The following is a 22,439-nucleotide window of genomic DNA, read 5'->3' on the forward strand; positions in this document are numbered from 1 at the left end:
TGCGCACGCCAGCCAACAATAAGCTGCGCATGGAAGACCTGCGCGGGCAGGAGCACATCAAGCTCAGTACCGAGCACAGCGGCAAGAGCCAACTCAACCTCGGGCACCTGGTCGATGCGCAGAAGCACAAGCGCGGTGAAGGCTTTGAACTGCGCACTGATGGTTGGGGTGCGATTAGGGGTGGGAAAGGGTTGTTTATCAGTGCTGATGAACAGGGTCAGGCTCGGGGTGAGCAACTCGATATGGAGGCCGCTATTGAGCAACTGGAAAGCGCCTTATCACTGGCTCGCTCCATGGCTCAAGCTGCCCGTAGCGCTGAAGTGAAGTCCAACGATACCGAGAGCCAACTAGCTTTGGTTGAGGCACTCAAGGGGTTGGTACAACCAGGTGTTCTGCTGCATGCACCAGCGGGTATCGGCGTGCTCAGCCCTAAAGCCGTATGCCTGTCGTCCGGTGGGGAAAGCGTGGGCATCATGGCCGCCCACAACACTGACATCAGCGCCGGGCAAGACATCACCGCAGCCGCCGAGGGCGGCGTCAGCGTGCTCGCACAAACTGCCGACCTGCAACTCAAGGCCGCTCAAGGCAAAGTCGAACTGCACGCTCAGGGCAACGACCTGCACGCTCTGGCAAAGACCGACATCAAGATCGAAAGCGTCGAAGGCCGTATAGAAATCAGCGCCCCGCAAGAGCTGGTACTTAACTGTGGTGGCGCCTACATCCGTCTCAAGGACGGCGATATAGAGTTGGGGGCACCCGGAAACATCTATCTCAAGACTGCCAATGTGCAAAAGCTTGGCAGCGCCAGCCTTAATACCCCGGCGTCACTGTTGCCGTCTGGGTACGCCGGCGGCTACACCTTGAAAGACGAAGCCCAAGCACCGATGCCATTTGCTCGCTACCGAGTAACCACCCAACAAGGCGAGGTATTCAGCGGGGTGACTGACAAGGACGGTCTGACCATGAGCGTCCACACCTTGGTGCCAGGTGGCTTGAAGATTGAACTGCCAGAGTCCGAAAAATGGATCAGTTTTTCTGCCCCGCCTGAATTGAATTACGAAGGCATAAAGTGCACTGCGACGATGGATGACGGAACGGTTCTACAGGGTGAGTTTGATAGTGAGAACAAAGCGAGTTTTTATTCTTTTACCGGAAGCTCCTGCATAAAGTTTGAGGTGGAACGTCTGAGCGATCAAGAAAATGTACCCAGTGGTGCGGAAAGTCTACTAAGAAAATTGGCGAAATAATCAAAATGGTAATTTTGAAGATTTTTGCATTAATTATTTTTCCATTTCTTATGTTTTTCGCTTCTGCAGGAGTGAATACTTATATTGTGTGTCGAGATTTGAATAAGGTTTTAGATAATTTTAGAGAGAGTATTATCGTCAGCTCTTATGGGGATATATGGCGTGATGGCTCGTTTTTGACGCGCTTTACATTATCTTATATCGTGATGGGAAGTGTGATTTTTTCTGGTAAGCATATTCGTAGTGGAATGTTTAATCCTAAAAAACTTGCTCGCTTGCCAGGCGCTATAAGGTTGCGCATGAAGTTGTCTGCTGGCTTTTTGGTGGGTGCGTTTTTATGGGTTATTTTAGCCGTTGTCGTGATGGAAGTTTTGAAGATAGCCTGAAGCTGTCATATTTTTTATCATGGGTTTAGTGATTCTGGTGGTGTAATTTCGGTGTCGCGGTTGTCGTCGGGTTATGCTGGTGGTTATACCCTGAAAGATGAAGCTCAAGTACCGGTTGTATTGGATTATGCGAGTAAGAAGTGTACTGCGATCATGGGCGACGGAACGGTTACAGGGCACGTTTTATAGTGAGGGTAAAGCGGGTTTTATTATTTTTCCGGAATCTCTTGCGTTCAGCTGAGAGTGGAGGACCTAGAGTGTCAAGAGTCTGGAGTCAGCGGCGCGGAAAAATATAAAATAATATTTCTGGGTGAAGATATGATTGTTTTGAAAATGTTCTTCCTGTTTTTTTTCCTGCATTACTGTTTTCTGCATCTATAGGGGTGAATCTTTACATTGTTTATCGTGACCTGGTCAAAGTTCTGGATAATTTTAAAGGGAGTGTTGTTGTAAGTTCTTATGGTGATATGTGGGGGCGCGGCTCGCTCTATGCGAGGTGCACATTGGTTTCCATTGTCGCTGGTGGCTTGGTGTTTCCTCGTAAGCATCTTCGTAATGGTACGCTTGATCGTCAAGAGTTTGCTCGTCTATCTGGCGCTATCAAATTTCGTATGCGGTTGTATATTGGACTTTTAGTGAGTGCGTTTTTTTGTTTTTTTCTGACGGCAATCGTATTGGCGATTTTGAAAGAAACTAAATGCTGTTAGATTTAATGTTTAATGGCTGGATCTGAGCGGTGAAGGTTTTTTATTGGTGCGGGAACGTTATTAAGGACATTTGCGGAGTGTGTTATGGATGTTTTTTATCGGGATTATTTGGCTGGAACGGATCATCTGATTGACGATGAAGCTCTGCATCAGGCTCTTCAGTCACTAGAGGGCGCTGCCCTTAAGTTTTCTACGGATGTGATAAGTGATGCGAAACAACGCGATAACTACAATCGCAATGTAAAAAGGGTCAGGGGCGAGGTGCTAGCTCAAGTGAAGGCCGGTGAAGTTTCGGTAAAAGACGCAGCGGAGTTTTGCTATGAAGCGCGTAATAAGATTATGGCGGAAGTGAGAGCAAAAACATCCGTGCACGGGCTGGCGGTTGCGGAGGATCGAAAAAAAGTTCCAGCCAGTCTCGAAAAATTATCGGATGAAAAGTCCATTAAAGAATTTGGTGAAAAGTTTGCAGAGCTTGATGATAAGCGAAAAAAAGCAATGTACTACGAAATCGTGGAGTCCTCGGCCAGACCAGCCGCTAAATTCAACACGCTGAATAAGGTACTGAAGGTTTCGGGCAAGGTTTTGATTGTCGTTACGATCGCTTATGCAACGTATGAAATTGTAAATGCTGATAATAAACCTAAAGAGGCATTTAAGCAGGGTGCTGTTATTAGTGGTGGGATCATTGGAGCTTTTCTTGGAAGTGCGGCCGTAATCCCGTTGTGTGGTCCAGGCGCACCGATTTGTACTGTCGGGTTAATGTTGGGCGCCGGCGTTGCAGCAGGGTGGGCGGCCTTAGAAGCCACGGAGTACTTTGATGAAGAAATAGAGGAATTCACTAAATGGGGCGTGAACTAATTGATTGGATTGAACGAATTCCCGTTCGCCCAATAACACTCTTTATATAAGGACCGTCATGAACGACACCCTGCACCGTACGGACACCCTCAACCCGCGTAAAGACGTGATCGGGGGGAAGCAGAAACAGCATTGGGTCGAATTCCAGCTGCTGGACGAGCAGGGCGATCCCTTGGCGAACATGCCGTATCGCGCGGTGAACGACGCCACGCGCGCGGCGTGTGCCCCAGAGTGCGCAGGTCAAAGCGATGCCCAAGGCGTAATCCGCATCGACGGCCTGCACCCGATACCCATCACGTTGCTGATGACTGCTGATCCCCTGGCAGAGCAATTGCAAACCCGTCGTCTGCGCGCGCAGCGGTCTGAGCCGCCCCGACCTGTAATCGGTGACCGTTCTCCGCTGTATGGTCCGCAGCGTTCGGGATTCTCTCCGATAGAGAAGCAGGCGCTTGCGGCAGGCCATGTCTATCATTACCTGCGCATCGGCCAACTGTGCGACCAATTACCAACCTTTGACCCGCCTGTCATAGACCCGAAGCGCCCCCCAGCCTTTCACTTCCCGGATCAGACATACAGCGGTTTCACTGTTGATTACGAAGCACTGAATCGCCGTCACGTACTGGAAGTATGTCCCCTCCGTGCATGGTCGTTGGTGCTGCATCACCAACCTGAATACAGCATGGCCAACGCCTATAACCTTGGACTGATGGCCAACCTGTCCTACAGCGTCGCCGCCCAGAACATGTTGAAGCAGCGTCCGGACTCCGACCCCAGTACGGTGTCAGGCTCGGTGGAGGAGTTCTTTTTCCGTCAGTGCCTGGACTTGTCGCGTACGCCGGAGATGATCGACCCCAAAGGGACACGTCTGCCGGCACTGGTGGTGGACGTACCTTTTGACCAGCGTTACACCACGGCGGTCATGCTTGATTCGCTGACGGCCGAAGTACCGCCGGATGAGCCGGACATCCCATGGCACATCATCGAAAACACCCAACTGTTCTATTTCATCAACCAGACTCAGGTGGTGGTGGCGTGGCGTGGAACTCAGGAACCCATGGATTGGGTGACCGATGTGATGTACCGCCCGATGCCGGCCGATGGCAGTGGCTGCGACGTGAAGTCATCGTGTACGCCCCTGACTGATGTCGGCAGCGCGCATTACGGTTTCTTGCAGTCGTTTGAGGTGGCTAAGAAGCTGTTTCCAAAAGATTTTGATGACATTCAGGAAGCTTTGGAGGGTAGGAAGTTATTTATTTGCGGCCATAGCTTGGGCGGTGCCCTGGCACTGATCCACTCCGCAGAGCTGAAAGATCTCAATCCGCTGCTCTATACCTACGGCATGCCTCGCACCTTCACGGCCAAGGCACTGGAACGTCTGAAATCAGTGATGCACTTCCGCCATGTCAACGATGCGGACACCATCACCAGCGTACCGCCTGAGGCGGAGCTGGATAACTGGCTATATAGCGCCTTTGGCCCGCTAGGTCCCAGCCTCGGATATATCTGGTCCGTGGGTGAACTGGCGGCCGGAAAGCTGATCCGCTTTGGTGATCCCTACTGGCATCATGGGCAGATTGCGATGTTCTACCGGGCTGATCAGCATGTGGAATCCCGGGGCTCCAACTATCCTGCCTATCGCAGCAAAGAAGGCTTGGGCGCGCCCTACCACACCACCATTCTTACGCGTTTGCCGCACCGCACGCGTATCTATCTGGTACCCAGCCTGAACGATGAGTTCAGCCGTTTCGCCAGTGAGGATCAGAAGACCCTGATCCGGTCATTGAACCGGGAAAGCCTGGTGCGTTTCTTTCCATCACATACCAACCCCGAGCGTAGTACTTCGCGCAGCAGCCCGTGGGATCACTCGATGATCCAGGCTTACCTGCCCTTCTTGCACAACCAGTTGCTGGAGTTGAGCGACCCCGAGCGGCCGTTGCAGCGCAAGGAGGATCGGGCGAAGTTCGAGGAGCAGCTGTATAGGCAGGGCATCCCCGAAGAGGAAAAACATCGTAATGAGCAGTTTCTCGCCTTGCAGAAATTGTTACCCATGGCATTGCACACGACCCGAGAGCTGGAAGGTGGCACTGAAGCCCTGCAGCGTTTTTGCCGCGAGCGCGAATTCGGCGTGATGATCGAGATCACCCAGGCCTGAAGCAGTGTTCTGATACGCCGAAGACAGTCAAGCGCTTCAGTTATAGGGAAAGAAGTTAAATCATGAATATTCTGATCCATCACGAAGGGACAAAAGTATGAATGCTTCCCTAAGCCGCATGAGCGGCGTTCTGTTGCTGCTATTCAGCCTCAGTGGCTGTGCCCAGAACAGGACCCTGTCGCCGCCACCGGGCGGCGAGCAGGTCAGCGTGACGATAAAGGTCCCCGAGAACCTTGCAGCAGAACCTATGCGAGTGATGTACCGCTCAGAAAAGTGCCCGATCAAGCGATCCGGGCCGGACTGGACCAGTTATGAAGAAGATGGCTATCTCTCCACCACGGTACAACCGCAACGGCAGGGGCAGAGCGACGTGTACGAAGCGAAGCTGCCCATCAATGGCGGTGGCAGGTGCCAGTGGCAACTGAGTAATGTGACCTTTGGTGTCACCTACGCCAACACAACACACTTTGGGGAGAACGTTAAAGCGGGCCCTGGGGGTGGGGTGATCGTAATGTTCGATCAGCATCTGCCACAACGACGTTCTGCGTTTGAGCCGATTATAAAGGTCAGTGGCGACGCCCTGATTAGCAAGGATTATTACCCCTGGGTTAGCGAACGATTCATTGGAGGGCATAAAAAACTCGCTTGGCTAGTCGGTGAGGGTGAAATGTATTCGTACTATCGCGCCCCAACTGCTCGAAAGGTGACGTTCGAGCCCTCGCTGCATGCCAGCTACGTCGTTTATTCTTTAGGTTCGAAGGTGCATAAAGTGGGCGTCTACCCCGAGCTCACCTACCCCGATGGCAGTGTTACAGCGACTGGCAGCAAGCCAAGCTTCAAGAAGCTGCAAACCATTCGCCTGGCTGCGGAGAAGGCTCGATGAATCGCATGCCTCCTTCTATTCAGACCTTACCATCAACTCTTAATGTTTTATCCCTAATGTCGATTGGTGTGAGGATTATTTTATAAAGGCTAGTCATGTATTTGCATTGGAGTTGCGATGTTTTATTTGGCATTAATTGCGGGCGCTGCCCGGTCTCGCTTTAAAAATATTTCGAGAGTTAGTCTAGGGGTGGTTGCGTAAAGCGTTTAAAATTCGGGATTTTAGGATTTATTGTCGGACTGCAATCGGGCTGTGCAGCAGTAGGTGCGGTAGTTATGAATGGTCCGACTTGCCCCTACCAGGGAGTTCACCTGGATGTTCACGCAGCAACTGACTGGAGTATGATTAAGGGGACCTACGGTTTAGTTATTCCCTTGGCTATCATTGACTTACCTTTTTCTTTTGTTTTTGACACGCTTACCCTTGGATCGGCTTTAGATGCTGATAATGGGGCGCTGCATTGTCCGCGAAACTATACGTAGCGCTTAGGCGCTGGAAAGTTAAAGGTAGTGCATTTTTGGGATAGAGTTATTTTTATTGGTCGAGACCATCCCTATAACGAATGGTCTGATCGTTTTTATGGAAGCCTATCTTTCAATGGGCGAGTTTTGGAATATTTTAATATGCCCCAAGGTTTTGTTTTATTGGGTGATAAAACCACCCACGGCGGAGAAGTCATATCGGCCTCATCCACGACTATCGTTCATGGCAAGCGAGTGGCATTGGTTGGCGACGAGGTTCGTTGTCCGCTGCCGGGGCATGGCGTAAACCGGATTGTCGATGGCTGCCCGGACTGGTCTGAGGATGATCGGGCGATGGTGGTCAACGGCTGCCGATGTGAGTGCGGTTGCCAGGTGATCTCCAGCGCCCCTGATTGCGGGCTGGGTTAACCATGGGCTGGGATCGTCATCCACCCGAAGTAGTGGAAGCTCCAGAGCCCCCTGTGCTGGGCCGTTGGGTATTGGCGGCAGTCGTGGCGGTGCTCGCCTGCGTGCTGCTGTTTTTGTTGCATGCCTCCGAACGTATGCCGCTACTGCATACGTTCAATATCTGGGTATTTTCCGGCTCGCCGTTGCTGGTCTGGTTACTGACGTTTGGTACTCGTGCCCATGCCTATGGAGGAGCACTGAGCCGTTACCAGTTTCTTGAGGAGGAGGCGCAAGGTGCACAACAGTCCTGGCAGGGCTGGGCGCAGCGCTACCTGGCAGTGTCTGCCAGTTGTGTGCTGTTGCCGGATCAGGTGTCTGCCAGCGTACTGACTCAAACTCCCTCTGGCTTGCCTCCCCGTACAGGGCAGGCACGGCGTATTGCGGCCTTGCCTGTACAGGCGGAGCGCGCGCAGACCGGATTGCAACTGTTGATCCTGGGACTGGCGCCGGCACTGCAAGCGTTGCCGACGGGCCAGGAGCTGCGGGTCACCCTACTGAGCGATGTCGATCCCGGGCAATACGATGCCTTGCGTGATGCCTTGCAGCAGACGTGGTCCACCACAGTTAGCCAACCTCTACCAGCGATGATCACTCTGGCTGGCGAATTGTCATACCGGTGGATCGATGAAACGTTGAAGACTGCGAGCGCAGCCATCGAGTTGATTCTGGTGCTACAGGTACACGGTGAGGAAGCGTACTCCGACGGGCTTGCAACCTTGCTTTTATGCCCGGACAGCCTGGCACTCGCCTTGAAGCTACCTGTGACGGCTGGCTTGTTACGGCCAATGCCGTTGGACATCGACGCGCTGGACAGCGAGTTTCCGCTGTTCCTGCAAACTCAGACAAGTGCTTGTCAGGCGACCGGCTTGTTGGCCGACTACGCGGATTGGCTGCCACTGACCGGCAAAATGCTTGCTGTCGCAGGTGGTCATGACGCGTCGCTCAAGGTGGAGTCGCAGTGGATTCAGGAGAGCCTGTGTGGAGTGTCGGGGCCGCTCGGTCACTGGCTGGTGACTGCGCTTGGAGTGGAAATGGTCCGGCATCAGCGCAAGCCTTTGTTGGTCTTGGCCCAAGAAGAATCGCGGCACTGGATTAGCACTGTTACCACGGGAGAGTTGGCATGAAAGCTTGGAGTAATTCATGGCGTCGCGCGGGCGCAGCAGTGTGGATCATTACACTTGTAACCGCGCTGGGCTGGGTGATCTGGAAATACGGTGATCGGATAGGGTTAGTCGAGAATCACCATAAGCTGTTCGCTTTTTTACTGATCATCACCATCGCGATGGTGGGCAGTTTGGTACCACGGCTGTTGGCGCATCTCAAACGCCAAAACCACCAAGAGCAGGGTCGCACGGATAAGGTCTATGCCCCAACAGACGCACAGATGGTTTTGCCTCGCCAACCAGTTGTTGATCTCTCAGCGCTGCGTGACCACCTGCGCGAACGCTACGGCCTCTTCTGGCGCCGCCAAGTTCGCCTCCTATTGGTCGTCGGCGAACCCGAGCAAATCGACGCCATCGCCCCGACCCTAACCGAACAATGCTGGCTGGAAGGCCAAGGCACCGTCCTATTGTGGGGCGGTAGTACCCATGAGCCGCTGGATCAGTCATTCCCTCAGCAATGGGCTGGCCTGAGCCGCTGGCGTGCGCTCGACGGCGTGGTCTGGGCACTGAACAAAACCCAGGCTGCCGATGATGCCGCGATGGGCGCGGGCGTTCGCCAATTACAGAGTCTGGCCCGCAGCCTGAGCTGGCAGTTGCCGTTGTACCTGTGGCAGGTCTGCGACAGTGAGTGGCCCCAGGACACCCGCAAGGCACGGCCGGTAGGCTGCTTGTTGCCGGCCCGCTTTGATGCGCAGGCGTTGCAAGGTCGTTTGAATAGTTTGCTGGAGCCTTTGCGTCGCGAAGGCCTGGCGCAGATCAACAATATGATGGGCCATGACTTTCTGCTGCGCCTGTCCCGGGATTTACAGGGCGAGGGCATTGCGCGTTGGCGTCACACGCTGGCACCGCTGGCGGGTGAGTTTGCCCGTGGCGTGCCGTTGCGCGGGTTGTGGTTCAGCCTGCCGGTACCGCGCACGAAGCAAGTGGAACATATCTGGTCGGCAGCCCCGGTATGGCGTGGCGTACTTGATGATAAAACCACCAGCGGCAGTCGACTGGGCTGGAGCGTTCCACGCGTCAGTTATGCACTGGTACTGGTGCTGGCTGCGTTGTGGGGGGCAGGCTTGTTGCTGTCGTTTGTCAGTAACCGTGTGCAGATTGCCCACGTGCAAACTTCGTTGGCGGCGTTGCAACAGCCGGGAAACAGCGACGAGCAACTGAGCGCGTTCAACGATCTGGTGCGCGAGCTGGCACGTCTGGATTACCGCGCCAAACACGGCATGCCCTGGTACCAGCGCTTTGGCCTGAATCAAAATCAAGCCCTGCTCGATGCCCTGTGGCCACGTTATGTCGACGCCAACAACCGCTTGATACGTGACCCGGCAGCGGCCAATTTGCAGCGCCAGCTCAACGCCTTGATCAGTCTGCCCCCGGGCAGCGAGCAACGGGCTGAGCGGGCCCAGGGCGCCTACGAGCAATTGAAGGCGTACCTGATGATGGCGCGCCCGCAAAAAGCTGACGCGACCTTCCTGACCAAAGCCTTGACCAACGCCGAGCCATCACGCGCCGGGATATCTCCGGGCCTCTGGCAAGGCCTGTCGCCCACCCTGTGGCGGTTCTATGGCGAGCACCTGGCAGCGCATCCGGACTGGGCCATCAAGGCTGACCCGACGCTGGTGGCACTGTCCCGACAAGTGCTGCTCGGCCAATTGGGCCAGCGCAATGCCGAAACCACCCTGTACCAGCAGGTCCTCGACCTGGCAGCTAACCAATATCCTGAGTTGGGTGTGCAAGGCATGGTCGGTGAAACCGACGCCCTGGCGTTGTTCTACACCGAATCCAGCGTGCCGGGGGTGTTCACCCGCCAGGCCTGGGAAGGCCAGGTACGCCAGGCCATTGACGATATCGCCGAGGCGCGCCGCGAGGAAATCGATTGGGTACTCAGCGACAACCAGACCGACATCGCCACCGAACTGACCCCAAGTGTGCTCAAGGAACGCCTCACTGAGCGCTACTTTCAGGACTACGCCAACGCCTGGCTGGATTTTCTCAACAGTTTGCGCTGGCATCAGGCCAACAGCCTGCCTGATGTGATCGACCAGTTGACCCTGATGACCGATGTGCGTCAGTCGCCGCTCATTGCCCTGATGAACACCTTGGCCTATCAAGGGCAGGCCGGCACTCGCAGCCAGGCGCTGGCCGACTCGCTGATCAAGTCCGCACAAAAGCTGATCGACCAGGACAAGGTGCCAGTGATCGACCAGCAAACCCAGATGCCACGCAGCCCGCTGGATGCCACTTTTGGGCCGTTGCTGACGCTGCTGGGCAAAGCCCCCGAGGGCAAGGCCGATAACGACCGGTTGAGCCTGCAAGCGTTCCTCACCCGGGTCACGCGGGTGCGTTTGAAACTGCAGCAAGTAAGCAATGCACCCGACCCGCAGGAAATGACTCAGGCTCTGGCGCAGACGGTTTTTCAGGGCAAGAGCGTGGACCTGACTGACACCCAGTCTTACGGTAGCCTGATTGCTGCCAGCCTGGGCGCGGAGTGGAGTGGGGTCGGCCATACGCTCTTTGTGCAGCCGTTGGATCAAGCCTGGCAGCGGGTTTTGCAACCCTCTGCGGCTGGGCTCAACAATCAGTGGCAGCGGGCAATTGTTACGGACTGGCAAGGCGCCTTCGCCGGCCGCTACCCGTTTGCTGACACCGCCAGTGACTCCTCGCTGCCGATGCTGGGGCAGATGATCCGCGCCGACTCCGGGCGCATCGAGCAGTTTTTGCAGCGCCAACTGAGCGGTGTGCTACGCAAGGAAGGCAGCCGTTGGGTAGCCGACCCTCGTCATAGTCAGGGCTTGCGCTTCAACCCGCAGTTCCTGGCGGCGATCAACCAGCTCAGTCACTTGGCTGACGTGATCTACACCGACGGCGGCATGGGCCTGAGCTTTGAGCTGCAAGGCAAACCGGTGCGCGATGTGGTGCAAACCACCTTTATTCTCAACGGTGTGCAACATCAGTACTTCAACCAGAAAGAGCTCTGGCAACGTTTCAGTTGGCCGGGACGTGGTGACCATCCGGGCGCCAGCCTGAGTTGGACCAGCATCCATACCGGCGAGCGTTTGTTCGGTGACTACCAGGGCACTTGGGGCCTGATTCGCTTGCTGGAAAAAGCGCGAATAACCCCCTTGGACGACGGCGATAGCCGCTACCGCTTGGTCCTCAAGGCCCCCGATGGCCTGAATCTCACCTGGAACCTGCGCACCGAGCTGGGCGCGGGTCCGTTGGCCTTGCTCAACTTTCGCAACTTCACGCTGCCGTCGCAGATTTTTCTCAACGAAGGTGCCGCAGAAGTGCCCTATGCGCAAAACGGGAGTTTTGAATGAGCCTGCGCACCCTGATCACACACTGCTTGGGTGAGCGCGATGCCTTGGCCCTCGGCCGCGACCAGGCCGAACGCTGGCAGCCGTGGCTTCTGCCCATCAGTGCGGACTCACCCGTAGGCGAAGATCCAGGCTATGACGATGACTTCCAGCGCATGCGCGAAGAGGTCAACAAACTGTCCGGGGCGGATGCCGAGCGGGTGGTTCAACTGGCCGAGAAGCTGCTTACTCACACCAGCAAGGACCTGCGGGTGGGGACTTATTACCTGTGGGCGCGTTTGCAAAAGGACGGTGAGGCCGGGTTAGCTGACGGGCTGACCTTGTTGGCCGCGCTAGTGGAGCGTTATGCCGCCCAAGTTCTGCCGACGCGGCCCAACAGCCGCAAGATGGCGTTGGAATGGTTGGCCAGCAGTAAGGTGCTGGACAGCCTGTCGCTATACCCCGAGGTGGTGCGCAGCGAGGCCGAGCGCACGGTCGCGGCCCTGGCCTGGCTGGAGCGCGGGCTTGAGGCGTGGCCGCAGGACCAGCGTCCGGCCCTTGGGGCGCTGTACGGCGCATTATCCGCCCGGTTGACCCAGTCCGGTGGGGTGGATGCACTGGTGCCGCAGCACAGTGTCAGTCATGAGTCGAACGTGCAGACGGCGGCGCCGACCGCCACGGCCATCAAGTCCGGGCGCGACCTGCTGGACAACGGTCGGGCGTTGGCGGGGTATTTGCGCGAACAGCCCCAGGGCTGGCTGGCGGCCCATCGACTGATGAAGAGTTTGCGTTGGGACACGGTACACCAGGCACCGCCTGAGGAAGCCAGCGGTAATACGCGTCTGGCGTCACCTCGTGGCGATTATCGGGCACAACTCAAACGCCTGTACCTGCAACAGAGTTGGGCTGAATTGCTCGATCAGGTCGAGCGGGTGTACGCCGAGGGGGTGAATCATTTCTGGCTGGATCTGCAGTGGTACCTGTACCAGGCGCTGAGTAAACAACCGGCGCCACAAGACAGCTGGGCCGATATCGTCAAGCGTGATCTGGGGATGTTTCTCGAACGTCTGCCGGGCTTGGAACTGTTGCACTGGAACGACGGTACGCCCTTCGCCGATGAGACTACCCGCGACTGGATCACCCAACACGTCAGTGGTAATCGTGCCCAGCAATGGCTACCGGCACCGAAGGCGGTACTGACCACGGGAGACGCTGACATCCTGGCGCTGGAGGGCGAAGCCCTGGTCCAGGCCGACAACGACGGCGTGGAAGTGGCGCTCGCCTGGTTGGCATCCCGGCCTGGAATACAAACCGGGCGTCAGCGCTGGCTGCTGCGCCTGCTGATGGCGCGGGTAGCCGAGCAATATGGCAAAAGCGATCTGGCCCTGCACCTGCTGGGGGAGTTGGACGCTACCGCGCAGCACCACGCCCTGGCGGTGTGGGAACCAGAGCTGAACTTTGAGGTTAAGGCTCGCCTGCTCAAGCTGTTGCGCATGAAAGCACAGCGCAACGATGCGGACAAACCCACCCTGGCCCGGCGTACCGAGGCGCTATTGGCAGGACTAGTAGCGATTGACCCGGTACGCGCTGCAGTGCTTTGCGGTTAACCCTTATTCATCTGGAATCTTTCTGTGAGCTTGGACAATTTAACACTGCGCTACTTCGATGCCGAGATGCGTTACTTGCGCGAAGCCGGCAAGGAGTTCGCCGAAGCGTTCCCGGATCGGGCGGCTCAGCTCAACCTGGATAAACCGGGCGCGCAAGACCCGTATGTGGAGCGTCTGTTCGAGGGCTTTGCCTTCTTGATGGGGCGCCTGCGCGAGAAGCTCGACGATGACTTGCCGGAGCTGACCGAGGGTCTGGTCAGCCTGCTGTGGCCGCATTACCTGCGCACCATCCCTTCATTGTCGGTCGTCGAGTTGGTGCCTGAGCTGGCGCAGATGAAACGCAGCGAGGCCATCGCCACGGGTTTTGAGATCCTCTCCCAACCCATCGGCCCGCAACGCACACGCTGCCGTTACACCACCACCCAGGACCTAATGTTGCAACCGTTGGCCCTGGAGTCGGTACGACTGGCTTACGAGCCAGACGGTCGTTCTCTGCTGCGCCTGCGTTTTGCCTGCGGGGCGTTGAGCGACTGGAGCCAGATCGACCTCAGTCGCCTGCCGCTGTACCTGAATGCCGACGCACCGCTGGCCAGTGCTTTGCACCAGGCACTGACCCTGAACACGCAGGCGTTGTACGTACGCTTGTCGGGGCAGGAGCGCCAGGCGCTGGACGGTCATTTTGCGCCCAAGGGGTTCGCCGATGAAGATCGCCTGTGGCCCAAGGGCGATAGCGCGTTCAGCGGTTACCAGTTGCTGCTGGAGTACTTCACCTTTCGTGAAAAATTCATGTTTGTGACCCTTTGTGGTCTGGAACAACTGAACCTCACCGTCGGTACACCCTGGTTCGAATTGGATGTGGTGCTGCGCGAGGCATGGCCGCACGAATTTAGTGTGAGCAGCGAACACATTCGCCTACATGCCGTGCCGGTCATCAACTTGTTCCCGCTGGAGGCCGACCCGCTGACCCTGGCGCCGTTGCAAACCGACTACCTGTTGCGGCCTATGCGCTTGCAGGACGGCCACACAGAAATTTATTCGGTCGACCAGGTGACCTCCTCAAAAAACGCGGTGCGCCAGGACTATGTCCCGTTCACCAGCTTTCGCCACAAGGGCGGCATGCTGCGCGACGAGGCTCCTGAGCGTTATTTCCATACACGGTTGAAGCGTTCGGCCAACGGCTTGCACGACACCTGGCTGATCCTGGGCGGTGACGGCTTCGACAAGGATCGGTTGCAGGGCAGCGAAAGCCTTTCCCTGCGCTTGACCGGCACCAATGGGCTATTACCGCGCAAGGCCCTGCAAAGCACCTTGCTCGACACCCTGGTGCAATCGACTCAGACCGGCCTGCGGGTGCACAACCTGTGTGCGCCGAGTTTGCCGCAGTACCCACCGAACCGCGACCGCTTTCATTGGCGCGTGCTCAGCCATCTGGGTTCGAACTTCCTGCCGATGCTCGACAGCGCCGAGGTGCTGCGCGGCACCCTGGCGTTGTACGACTGGACCGGCAGCGAGCTGAATCGCCGGCGCCTGGAGGCGATTGTCGACGTTCGCCATCATCTGGTACAGCGTTTTGAGAAAGGTTTTCTGCTACGCGGGGTGGATATCGAAATCACCCTGGATGCCAATGGCTTTTCAGGGGAAGGCGACATCAGCCTGTTTGGCGAGATGCTCCATCGCTTCTTTGGCCTGTATGCCGACATTCATTTGTTCAACCAGCTCACGCTGATCCTGCAACCTACCGGAAAGTGCCTGCGATGGAACGAGAACCACAGTCAGCGTATTCCCGGCTGAAAGCCGCTGGTTTACTGCAAGCGCTGGACGGGCGGGTCGCTGAGGCCAGCCTCTACCGTTTCTGTCAGTTGCTGGAACAGGCGTTGCCCAATCACCCGCCCTTGGGTAGCACCGCGCACCCGGCGGATGACCCTGTGCGCTTTCGGCCGGACCCTGGTATGGGTTTTCCTGCGGGAGAACTGAAGGCCATCGAAACCGACGAGGACCATCCCGAACGTCCGGCGACGGTACGCACCCGTCTGCTGGGCCTGTACGGCGTCGACTCACCGATGCCGACGAGCTTCCTGGACGACATCGCCCAGCGCCGCGAAGGCCATGAGGCGCTGGAGGCGTTCCTGGATATTTTTAACCACCGGATATTTACCCAGTTCTATCGCATCTGGCGTAAGTACTCCTACCCTGCGACGTTTGAGGCGGGCGGCAGCGATGCGACGTCGCAATGCCTGCTGGGGCTGATCGGCCTGGGGATTCCTGGCACCGCCCAGCAGATCGCCACGCCGATCTCGCGTTTCCTGGCGCTGCTCAGCGTGATGCGCCTGCCCACCCGCAACGCCGAAGGCATCAGCGCGCTGGTCAAGTTACTGGCACCCAACACCAAAACCCGGGTGACGCCGCATTGGCCACAGAAAGTGCCCTTGGCGCAGCCGGCGAGCCTGTCAACAACTCACCCGGTGAGTTTGTCCCAGGGCACGCCGTTGGGCAGCGTCGGCTTTGATGCCAACAGTCAGTTGCACCTGGCGCTGTTCACCGAGGACCTGATTGAGGCGCGTGGCTGGTTGCCGGGCAGCCAGCTGCATAACGACTTGCTGGTGTTGCTGCGGGTCTACCTGGGCTGGCGTTGCACCGCAAAATTGCAGCTGTCGCTACCGATACACAGCCTGCCCAAACCGGTGCTGGGCGGCGCGCCCGTGCTGCTGGGCATGACCGGCGTCCTGGGCCTGGGCAGCGAGGCCTGGCAGATCGGCGAACACGACACCATCACCATCAACCTGGGCCGATACCAAGGCCTGCACAGCACCCCCCAGTACAGAGAGGCACAGCATGTCGCGTACCGTTTTTAATCTATTGAAGGTGGCGCTGCTCGGTGCGTTATTGAGTGGGTGCGGGCTGACCCAGACCGTAACCGACGGCACCGCGTCCATGGCCAAGGCCATTTTCTACAAACAGGTAAAAGTCCTGCACCTGGATTTTACCGGCCGGGCAGCGATGAACACCGACGTGACGGACATGAGTGGTTTATCGGTGCCTACCGTGGTGCGGGTGTATCAGTTGCGCGACAACAAAGTCGTGGGCAAGACGACCTACGACAGCGTGCTGAGCGATGCTGACAACCTGCTGCGCGCTGACCTGTTGGACCAACGAGCGGTGGTGGTTAAACCCGCAGAGGGCGCACAGCTGGATGTGCCCATGCACAAAGACGCCCAGTTCGTGACCGTGGTGGCGTTGTTTCGCACCCCCGATACGCAGATGAACACCTGGCGCCTGACGCTGACCCGCGATGACCTGGACCCGGACCGGGCGCGGGTGATCGAACTGGGCAACAACCGCCTTACCCTGCAACCCCTGGAAAAGGACTAACCGTGAGCGAGCTGAACCCGTCGCTCTACGAGATGCTGTTGCAGAACTTCGACGGCGAGTTGGACCTGTACCGAGTGCGGGAAGAAGACCAGCACACCCTGTCGGTGCTGGACAATCTGCAACGCATCCTCAACAGCCGGGCGGGCTCGATCAGTCACCTACCGGATTACGGTTTGCCGGACATGGGCCTGATCCTGCAAGGACTGCCCGCCGCCGCACATGGGTTGATGGGCACGCTAACGAGCACCTTGCTCAAGTACGAGCCGCGCCTGGCAGCAGTGAATATCGAACTGCTGCCGCAGACCCAACCGGGCCATCTGGAGTACGCCCTGGACGCGCAACTGCAAGGCGGCGAGCGCGTGACCTTCGGTACGACCTTGGCGCCTGAGGGCAAGGTATTGGTGCGTCACCTGAAACGGCAGCACTACCTGCCCAAGCCGTAAACCTATAAGGAAAGGATGCTAGATGACGGCGTTATTTGAAATGCGTATTCGAGTCGGCGGTGACCCGCGTGACTTCGACGGGTTTACTGCGCTGGGTGACGAGATGGCCAAGCTGAGCCACCCGGCGTGTCCGGACGTCGACTGGGCCAAGGTCGAGCAGTTGTGCCTGACGTTGTTCCACAACAACGGCGCAGAGCTGCAAACTGCCGCCTCCTTTGCGCTGGCCCGCAGCCAACGCCACGGGCTGGAGGGCATGGCACAAGGGGTGGCATTGATTGAGGCGCTGTGTAACGAATGGTCACGCGTGTGGCCGCCCATGGCCTCCGTGCGCCTGGACATCTTGGCCTGGTTGTTTGCTCAATTGCAGCCGTTGCTGCGCAGCCTTCAAATAACGACGCAAGCGCTGCCCGTTCTGGAGCGCGTGGACAGTGAGCTGGAGCGGCTGGCCACGCAATTGAATCGCCACGGGCAAGTGCCGTTGGTCACGTTGCAGGCGCTGCGTCATCAGATCAGTGGGCTGATGCAGCGCCTGCAACGCAACGTATCTTCGGGCGAAATATTGCCGATATCGACGAGGGTTCCGCAGCCGGCCTTCGTGATGCCGGTGGTGGTCCTGCCAGTCCATCCTATGCCTGAGGTGCCGCCTGTGGTTTCGAAAACCCGCAAGCGGCGTATTGCCCTGTGGCTGTTTGCACTGGCCGCCACAGTCGCCCTGGCGTGCGGGTTTTGGTGGTGGAGTCAAATGGCAGGAAACGACCAACCGCAACAGGCCATGCCCACCCCGGTGCGCCTGGACAGCCTGTCGCTGTTCGATGCCGGCAGCACTGAACTCAAGCCCGGCTCGACCAAGGTGCTGATCAATGCCCTGGTCAACATCAAGGCCCAACCCGGTTGGCTGATCGTCATCGTCGGGCACACCGACACCACGGGTGACGCCGAGCAGAACCTGCAGCTTTCCTACGCCCGCGCCTCGGCAGTGCGCAACTGGATGCAGCGCATGAGCGACATCCCCAATAATTGCTTTACCGTCCAAGGCGCGGCAGGCAGTCAGCCGATTGCCAGCAATGACACCACGTCCGGGAGAGCGGCCAATCGTCGGGTGGATATCCAGTTGGTACCGCAAGTGGGCGTCTGCGCGTAGTCGGCTGTAGAGGTGGATACCTCCTTGGTTGATTGAGCATGCGTCCACGGGCTCGGGGCACTCTTGGGTATATTGCGGAATAGGGAAAGATCCTCATGTGCGGACGACACGGCGCAACGGCTGAATTCAGTTCACGATGCAGGTGTGAGTTTTGGGGACAAAAATGCGATTTTTTCGAAATTAATGCGACGGACTAACACGTATTCCGGTATGTAAACAAGGTGTGAAAATCATAGTATTTATTAACTTTTTACGATTTATTTTTGTTTTTGTTTAATTAAATCAAATAGTTGGAATTGGTGTTTACATTTTTAGTCGGCATAACGTCAGTAAGCGGGTGATGACGGCTATGTTCGCGCCGATCCTTGGCGCGGTGATCGGCGGTTTTTCCTATCGATGGCTGGGCAAGGAGGAGCCGGGCTGAAGTGAAGTGCATCAGCCCTGTCGATAAGGCAGGGCTGCCCGCGCCTCTTCGGCATACGCCACGACCCCCACCCGCTCGCGCTCGAGGAAACCCTCCACGGCGTTTTTCAATCCGGGATGACGCAGGTAATGCCACGAGCGTGTAATCACCGGCTCAAACCCGCGAATCAACTTGTGCTCGCCTTGGGCCCCCGCATCAAAGCGTTGCAGGCCGTGGGCGATGGCGTAGTCCATACCCTGATAGAAGCAGGTTTCGAAGTGCAGGCGGTCGAATTCCGCCAGGCAGCCCCAGTAGCGGCCGTAGAAGCTGCCACCACCGATCAGGCTGAAGGCCATGGCCACCGGGCGGGCACCTTGTTTGGCCAGGACCACGCGAATCGCTTCGGGCATGCGCTCGGCCAGCAGGCTGAAAAAGGCGCGGGTCAGGTAAGGGGCTTGGCGGCGGATCGCATAGGTATTGGCGTAGCAGGCGTAGACAAAATCCCACTGCGCCTCGCTCAGTTCATGCCCTTGCAACCACTCGAACTCGATGCCCTGCCCCGCCACTTGCTCACGCTCCTTGCGCATCTGTTTGCGCTTGCGTGAACTCAAGGCATCGAGGAAATCCTGGAAGTCGCGGTAGCCACGGTTCTGCCAGTGAAACTGACACCCCAGGCGCTGCAACCAACCCGGTTGTTGCGCCAGTGCAGCATCGGCCAGCGCGTCAGTGAAGTTGATGTGGGCACTGGAGAGCCCTTCGATTTCCAGGTAACCCGGCAGGCTTTTCAGCAGTTCAAAACCCTCCTCGGCATTCGCCGCCAACAGGCGTGGCCCGCTCACCGGGCTGAACGGCACAGCTGTCAGCAGCTTGGGATAGTAATCGATGCCGGCCCGCTCGCAGGCATCCGCCCACCCATGGTCGAACACGTACTCGCCATAGGAATGCCACTTACGATAACTGGGTAATGCTGCCACCAGCCGATCGCTGTCCCAATGCAGCAAATGCTCCGGCTGCCAGCCGGATTGCGGGCCCAGGCTGGCGCTGTCTTCCAGGGCACTCAGGAAGGCATGCCGCACGAAAGGCTGGGCGTCCGGCACCAGTGCATCCCAAATCTGCGGGGCGATTTCGGACAGGCTGTCCAGGCGTTGCAACGGCATGTGCATCCTCACTGATCGGGGGCGTGAAAGCCTCGCGAGTATCGCCTATCGCCGGTCCGAGCACACCCCCGAATCGCGCGACAAGGCTCTAAACCAATAGTTCCGACCCTAATTAATTTGTCATCTAGATGACATCGCTTAGCCACTTCGCCGTCATAAACGATCGTGATACTGACGCCTGTTTTTAGAGCGCCTGGTTCTAGCAGGTGGTTATTTTTCCGTCCCTCATCGGTCGGTTGTGTCCTGGATGGTTTGCCATCCCTCCTCACCTTCGGAGATTGATATGCGTCTTGCTTCCACTAAAACTGCGGCGGTCCTGTGCGGCGGCCTGTTGCTGGCCCTGAGCGTTCCGGCCAGCGCTGCAGTCGACGCTAAATTGCTCGACATGCTCAAGGCCAACGGCCAGATCACCGCTGCGCAGTACACTGAACTGCAAAGCGAATTGGCTAAAGACCAGAAAGAACAGCAGATCGCACGGCAAGCTCAACAAGAGACCAACGAACAGATCGCGGCCACCGCGAAGAAAACCAATGAGCTGAGCAGTTTTGACCAGAAACTGGCCTGGGCTGCCAAGACCCAGCTCAAGGGTGACGTGCGCTTCCGCCACGAAACCATCAAGATCGACGGCACCCCGAACAACGGCGGCAAGGACAAGGATCGTGAGCGCATCCGTGCTCGTCTGGGCGCCTACACCGAGATCAACTCGCAGGTCGACACCGGCATCCGTATCGCCACGGGTAGCAGTGACGACGCCCGTTCCACGAACCAGGACCTGGACGGCTACTTCAACAAGAAGTCGATCTGGCTGGACCTCGGCTACATCGACTACCACCCGGACCAGATCAAGAACCTGCACGTCATCGGCGGCAAAATGCTGCAGCCGTGGGTCAGCATGGGTGATGTGATCTGGGATAGCGATATCAACCCGGAAGGCCTGGCCCTGACTTACAAATACCCACTGGGCAGCAGCACCGAACTGTTCGGGAGCCTGGGTAACTACAACCTCAAGGACAACGTCAACGGCGACGGCGTGCAGTTTCGCAATGACCTGCGCATGACCGCCGGCCAGTTGGGGTCGCGCTTCACCCTGACCGACAACCTGAAACTGACACTGGGCGGCAGTGTTTATGCGTTCCAGAACGATGAGGACAGCCGCTGCCCGACCGCCGGCTCTAGCGCTTGCCTGACCCCAGCCGAAACGGTCGCCAATACCACAGCCGGCAATGCCAGCGAGTACCGCTTGTATGAAGGCTTCAGCCAAATCGATATCGGCGGCCTGGCTGTACCGTTGTCGTTCTATGGCCAGTACGTGCAAAACACCAAAGCCACGGATAAAGACAAGGACACTGCCTGGTTACTCGGTGCCAAGTCCAAAGTGTTCGGCTTCAACCTGGACTACAACTACCGCGACGTACAGCGTTATGCCGTGGTCGGCGCCCTCACTGACTCGGACTTCGCAGGCGGTTTCACCGGTGCACGCGGTCACAAGTTCAAAGTCGGCTACGACATCGACAAGAACTTCGCTATCGGCGCCACTTACTTCCTGACCAAAGCGGACTACGCCAGCGCCGCAGGCTACCGCGATGCCAACGCCAACACCCTGCAGTTGGACGCAGAAGCCAAGTTCTAAAAAAGCAGCTTTGAGCGGCAAGCGACAAGCTTCAAGGAGAAGCGCGTCACTTGCCGCTTTTCACTTGCAGCTTGCAGCTTGCAGCTACATCACTCCCCCTTGAGCCGCTCGGCAGCCAGCCGCTGCGCCAAGGCATCCACACCTTCAACCGGCTCATCCGGCATTATCTTCAGCGTCGCCTGCATCAGACGCATCTGGCGGATAAACCGTCGGCAGTTCGGGCAGAACATCAAGTGATGACGCACCAGCAGACGCTCGCGAAAGGTCAATTGCCCATCGAGATAGTCACTGGAACGTGCCACTTGTTCTTTACAGGTCAGCATTCGCCCGTCTCCTCAAAATGCTCCACCGTGGCGAAGACTTTAAGCCGCGCTCGGTGCAACAGCACACGGACATTGGAGAGCGACAGCGTCAGGAGATTACAGATCTCTTCCAGCTCCAGGCCCTGGCGTTCACGCAGCACCAGCACGCTGCTTTGCAGATCAGACAGACTCAGCAACGTGTGTTCCAGGCATTCACGCAATTCATCTTCGGTCAGCAAGGCTTCCGGGGTGTCCTGATGCCAGGCGTAGGGGGCGACGGCCCAGTGGCCATCGTCCGGGGTGAAACGGTCATCACCAATGGTGCCGTGGGGTGAAGGCAGATCATCGAGCAATACCTCGCGACGATTCTGCTTGTAGCGTCCCTTGGCCGCGTTGGCGGTGATGGTCAGCAGCCAGGTCTTGAGGCTGGAACGCCCTTCGAATTTAGCCAGGTTGCGTACCACCGACAGCCAGGCATCCTGCACGATTTCGTCGGCGTGGCGCTGGCCGACGATGGCATAAGCCACCGCACGCATGGCGCTCTGGTAGGTGGCGACCAACTCCTTATAGGCCCGCTGCTCACCCTTGAGCAGACGTTCAAGCAGGTGCGCGTCGTCCGCTGCTGCCATTGATTAACCTCGATTTCACTGTCGAAATCCGATTCCTGTGGGAGCTGGCTTGCCTGCGATGCAGGCACTTTGGTGTATCAGTCACACCGCGGTGATGCCATCGCAGGCAAGCAGCACCCACATTTGACCGTGATCGACCG

19 protein-coding genes are annotated in these 22,439 nt (G+C 57.5%); 16 read left to right on the forward strand and 3 right to left on the reverse strand.

Annotation, left to right across the window (positions count from 1 at the left end):
- From AACY36_RS19130 to AACY36_RS19195, 15 genes are all read left to right on the forward strand, one after another.
- The coding region (locus tag AACY36_RS19130) for a DUF2345 domain-containing protein (RefSeq protein WP_339418692.1) at positions 1-1,247 on the forward strand (1,247 nt) is incomplete at its 5' end.
- 5 nt (positions 1,248-1,252) lie between these two features.
- On the forward strand, positions 1,253-1,633 hold the full coding sequence (locus AACY36_RS19135; protein WP_339418693.1) for a hypothetical protein: 381 nt from the start codon (positions 1,253-1,255) through the stop codon (positions 1,631-1,633).
- Positions 1,634-2,424: 791 nt separating this feature from the next.
- Positions 2,425-3,198 (forward strand): hypothetical protein, encoded by a 774-nt coding sequence (locus tag AACY36_RS19140; RefSeq protein ID WP_339418695.1) that lies wholly within the window; start codon positions 2,425-2,427, stop codon positions 3,196-3,198.
- A 58-nt stretch (positions 3,199-3,256) separates the two neighbouring features.
- Entirely contained in the window at positions 3,257-5,350 is a 2,094-nt protein-coding gene (locus AACY36_RS19145; RefSeq protein ID WP_339418696.1) for a lipase family protein, read from the forward strand.
- A 97-nt stretch (positions 5,351-5,447) separates the two neighbouring features.
- The gene (locus tag AACY36_RS19150; RefSeq protein WP_339418697.1) at positions 5,448-6,233 is read left to right on the forward strand and encodes a hypothetical protein; all 786 of its coding nucleotides are present in this window, start codon (positions 5,448-5,450) and stop codon (positions 6,231-6,233) included.
- A gap of 341 nt (positions 6,234-6,574) precedes the next feature.
- Positions 6,575-6,715, forward strand: a complete 141-nt coding sequence (locus tag AACY36_RS28360) for a YceK/YidQ family lipoprotein (RefSeq protein WP_445261720.1) — start codon at positions 6,575-6,577, stop codon at positions 6,713-6,715.
- A 27-nt stretch (positions 6,716-6,742) separates the two neighbouring features.
- Positions 6,743-7,123, forward strand: coding sequence for a PAAR domain-containing protein (locus tag AACY36_RS19155; RefSeq protein ID WP_339418698.1), 381 nt, complete (start codon positions 6,743-6,745; stop codon positions 7,121-7,123).
- Positions 7,124-7,125: 2 nt separating this feature from the next.
- Positions 7,126-8,286, forward strand: coding sequence for a hypothetical protein (locus tag AACY36_RS19160; protein WP_339418699.1), 1,161 nt, complete (start codon positions 7,126-7,128; stop codon positions 8,284-8,286).
- A 260-nt stretch (positions 8,287-8,546) separates the two neighbouring features.
- Positions 8,547-11,642 (forward strand): ImcF-related family protein, encoded by a 3,096-nt coding sequence (locus tag AACY36_RS19165; RefSeq protein WP_339418888.1) that lies wholly within the window; start codon positions 8,547-8,549, stop codon positions 11,640-11,642.
- A complete protein-coding gene (gene tssA, locus AACY36_RS19170) occupies positions 11,639-13,225 on the forward strand; it encodes a type VI secretion system protein TssA (protein WP_339427949.1) in 1,587 nt (528 codons plus the stop codon). Before AACY36_RS19165 ends, tssA begins: the two co-directional genes overlap by 4 nt.
- 24 nt (positions 13,226-13,249) lie before the next feature.
- Positions 13,250-15,016, forward strand: coding sequence for a type VI secretion system baseplate subunit TssF (gene tssF, locus AACY36_RS19175; protein WP_339418701.1), 1,767 nt, complete (start codon positions 13,250-13,252; stop codon positions 15,014-15,016).
- Positions 14,980-16,077 carry a type VI secretion system baseplate subunit TssG gene (gene tssG, locus AACY36_RS19180; RefSeq protein ID WP_339427948.1) on the forward strand — a complete coding sequence of 366 codons (1,098 nt, stop codon included), beginning with the start codon at positions 14,980-14,982 and terminating at the stop codon, positions 16,075-16,077. Before tssF ends, tssG begins: the two co-directional genes overlap by 37 nt.
- Positions 16,058-16,594 (forward strand): type VI secretion system lipoprotein TssJ, encoded by a 537-nt coding sequence (gene tssJ / locus AACY36_RS19185; protein ID WP_339418704.1) that lies wholly within the window; start codon positions 16,058-16,060, stop codon positions 16,592-16,594. The genes tssG and tssJ overlap by 20 nt, the downstream gene beginning before the upstream one ends.
- 2 nt (positions 16,595-16,596) lie before the next feature.
- Positions 16,597-17,037 (forward strand): type VI secretion system baseplate subunit TssE, encoded by a 441-nt coding sequence (gene tssE, locus AACY36_RS19190; protein ID WP_339418705.1) that lies wholly within the window; start codon positions 16,597-16,599, stop codon positions 17,035-17,037.
- A gap of 22 nt (positions 17,038-17,059) precedes the next feature.
- Entirely contained in the window at positions 17,060-18,178 is a 1,119-nt protein-coding gene (locus AACY36_RS19195; protein WP_339427947.1) for an OmpA family protein, read from the forward strand.
- A gap of 435 nt (positions 18,179-18,613) precedes the next feature.
- Here AACY36_RS19195 and AACY36_RS19200 read toward each other — a convergent pair whose 3' ends face one another.
- Entirely contained in the window at positions 18,614-19,738 is a 1,125-nt protein-coding gene (locus AACY36_RS19200; RefSeq protein WP_339427946.1) for a GNAT family N-acetyltransferase, read from the reverse strand.
- Between the two features lie 283 nt (positions 19,739-20,021).
- On the opposite strand from AACY36_RS19200, the gene AACY36_RS19205 reads away from it, so the two are divergent.
- A complete protein-coding gene (locus AACY36_RS19205) occupies positions 20,022-21,368 on the forward strand; it encodes a putative porin (protein WP_339418711.1) in 1,347 nt (448 codons plus the stop codon).
- Positions 21,369-21,457: 89 nt separating this feature from the next.
- Here the strand turns inward: AACY36_RS19205 and AACY36_RS19210 are convergent, their stop codons facing one another.
- Positions 21,458-21,691: an anti-sigma factor family protein gene (locus AACY36_RS19210; RefSeq protein WP_065881214.1), complete on the reverse strand. Its 234-nt coding sequence runs from the start codon at positions 21,689-21,691 to the stop codon at positions 21,458-21,460.
- Complete coding sequence (locus AACY36_RS19215) at positions 21,685-22,299, reverse strand: RNA polymerase sigma factor (protein ID WP_339418713.1); 615 nt, start codon at positions 22,297-22,299, stop codon at positions 21,685-21,687. The genes AACY36_RS19210 and AACY36_RS19215 overlap by 7 nt, the downstream gene beginning before the upstream one ends.
- Positions 22,300-22,439 lie beyond the last annotated feature (140 nt).

It is taken from the genome of Pseudomonas sp. EA_15y_Pfl1_P101 (genome assembly GCF_963970835.1).
GTDB lineage: Bacteria > Pseudomonadota > Gammaproteobacteria > Pseudomonadales > Pseudomonadaceae > Aquipseudomonas > Aquipseudomonas tritici.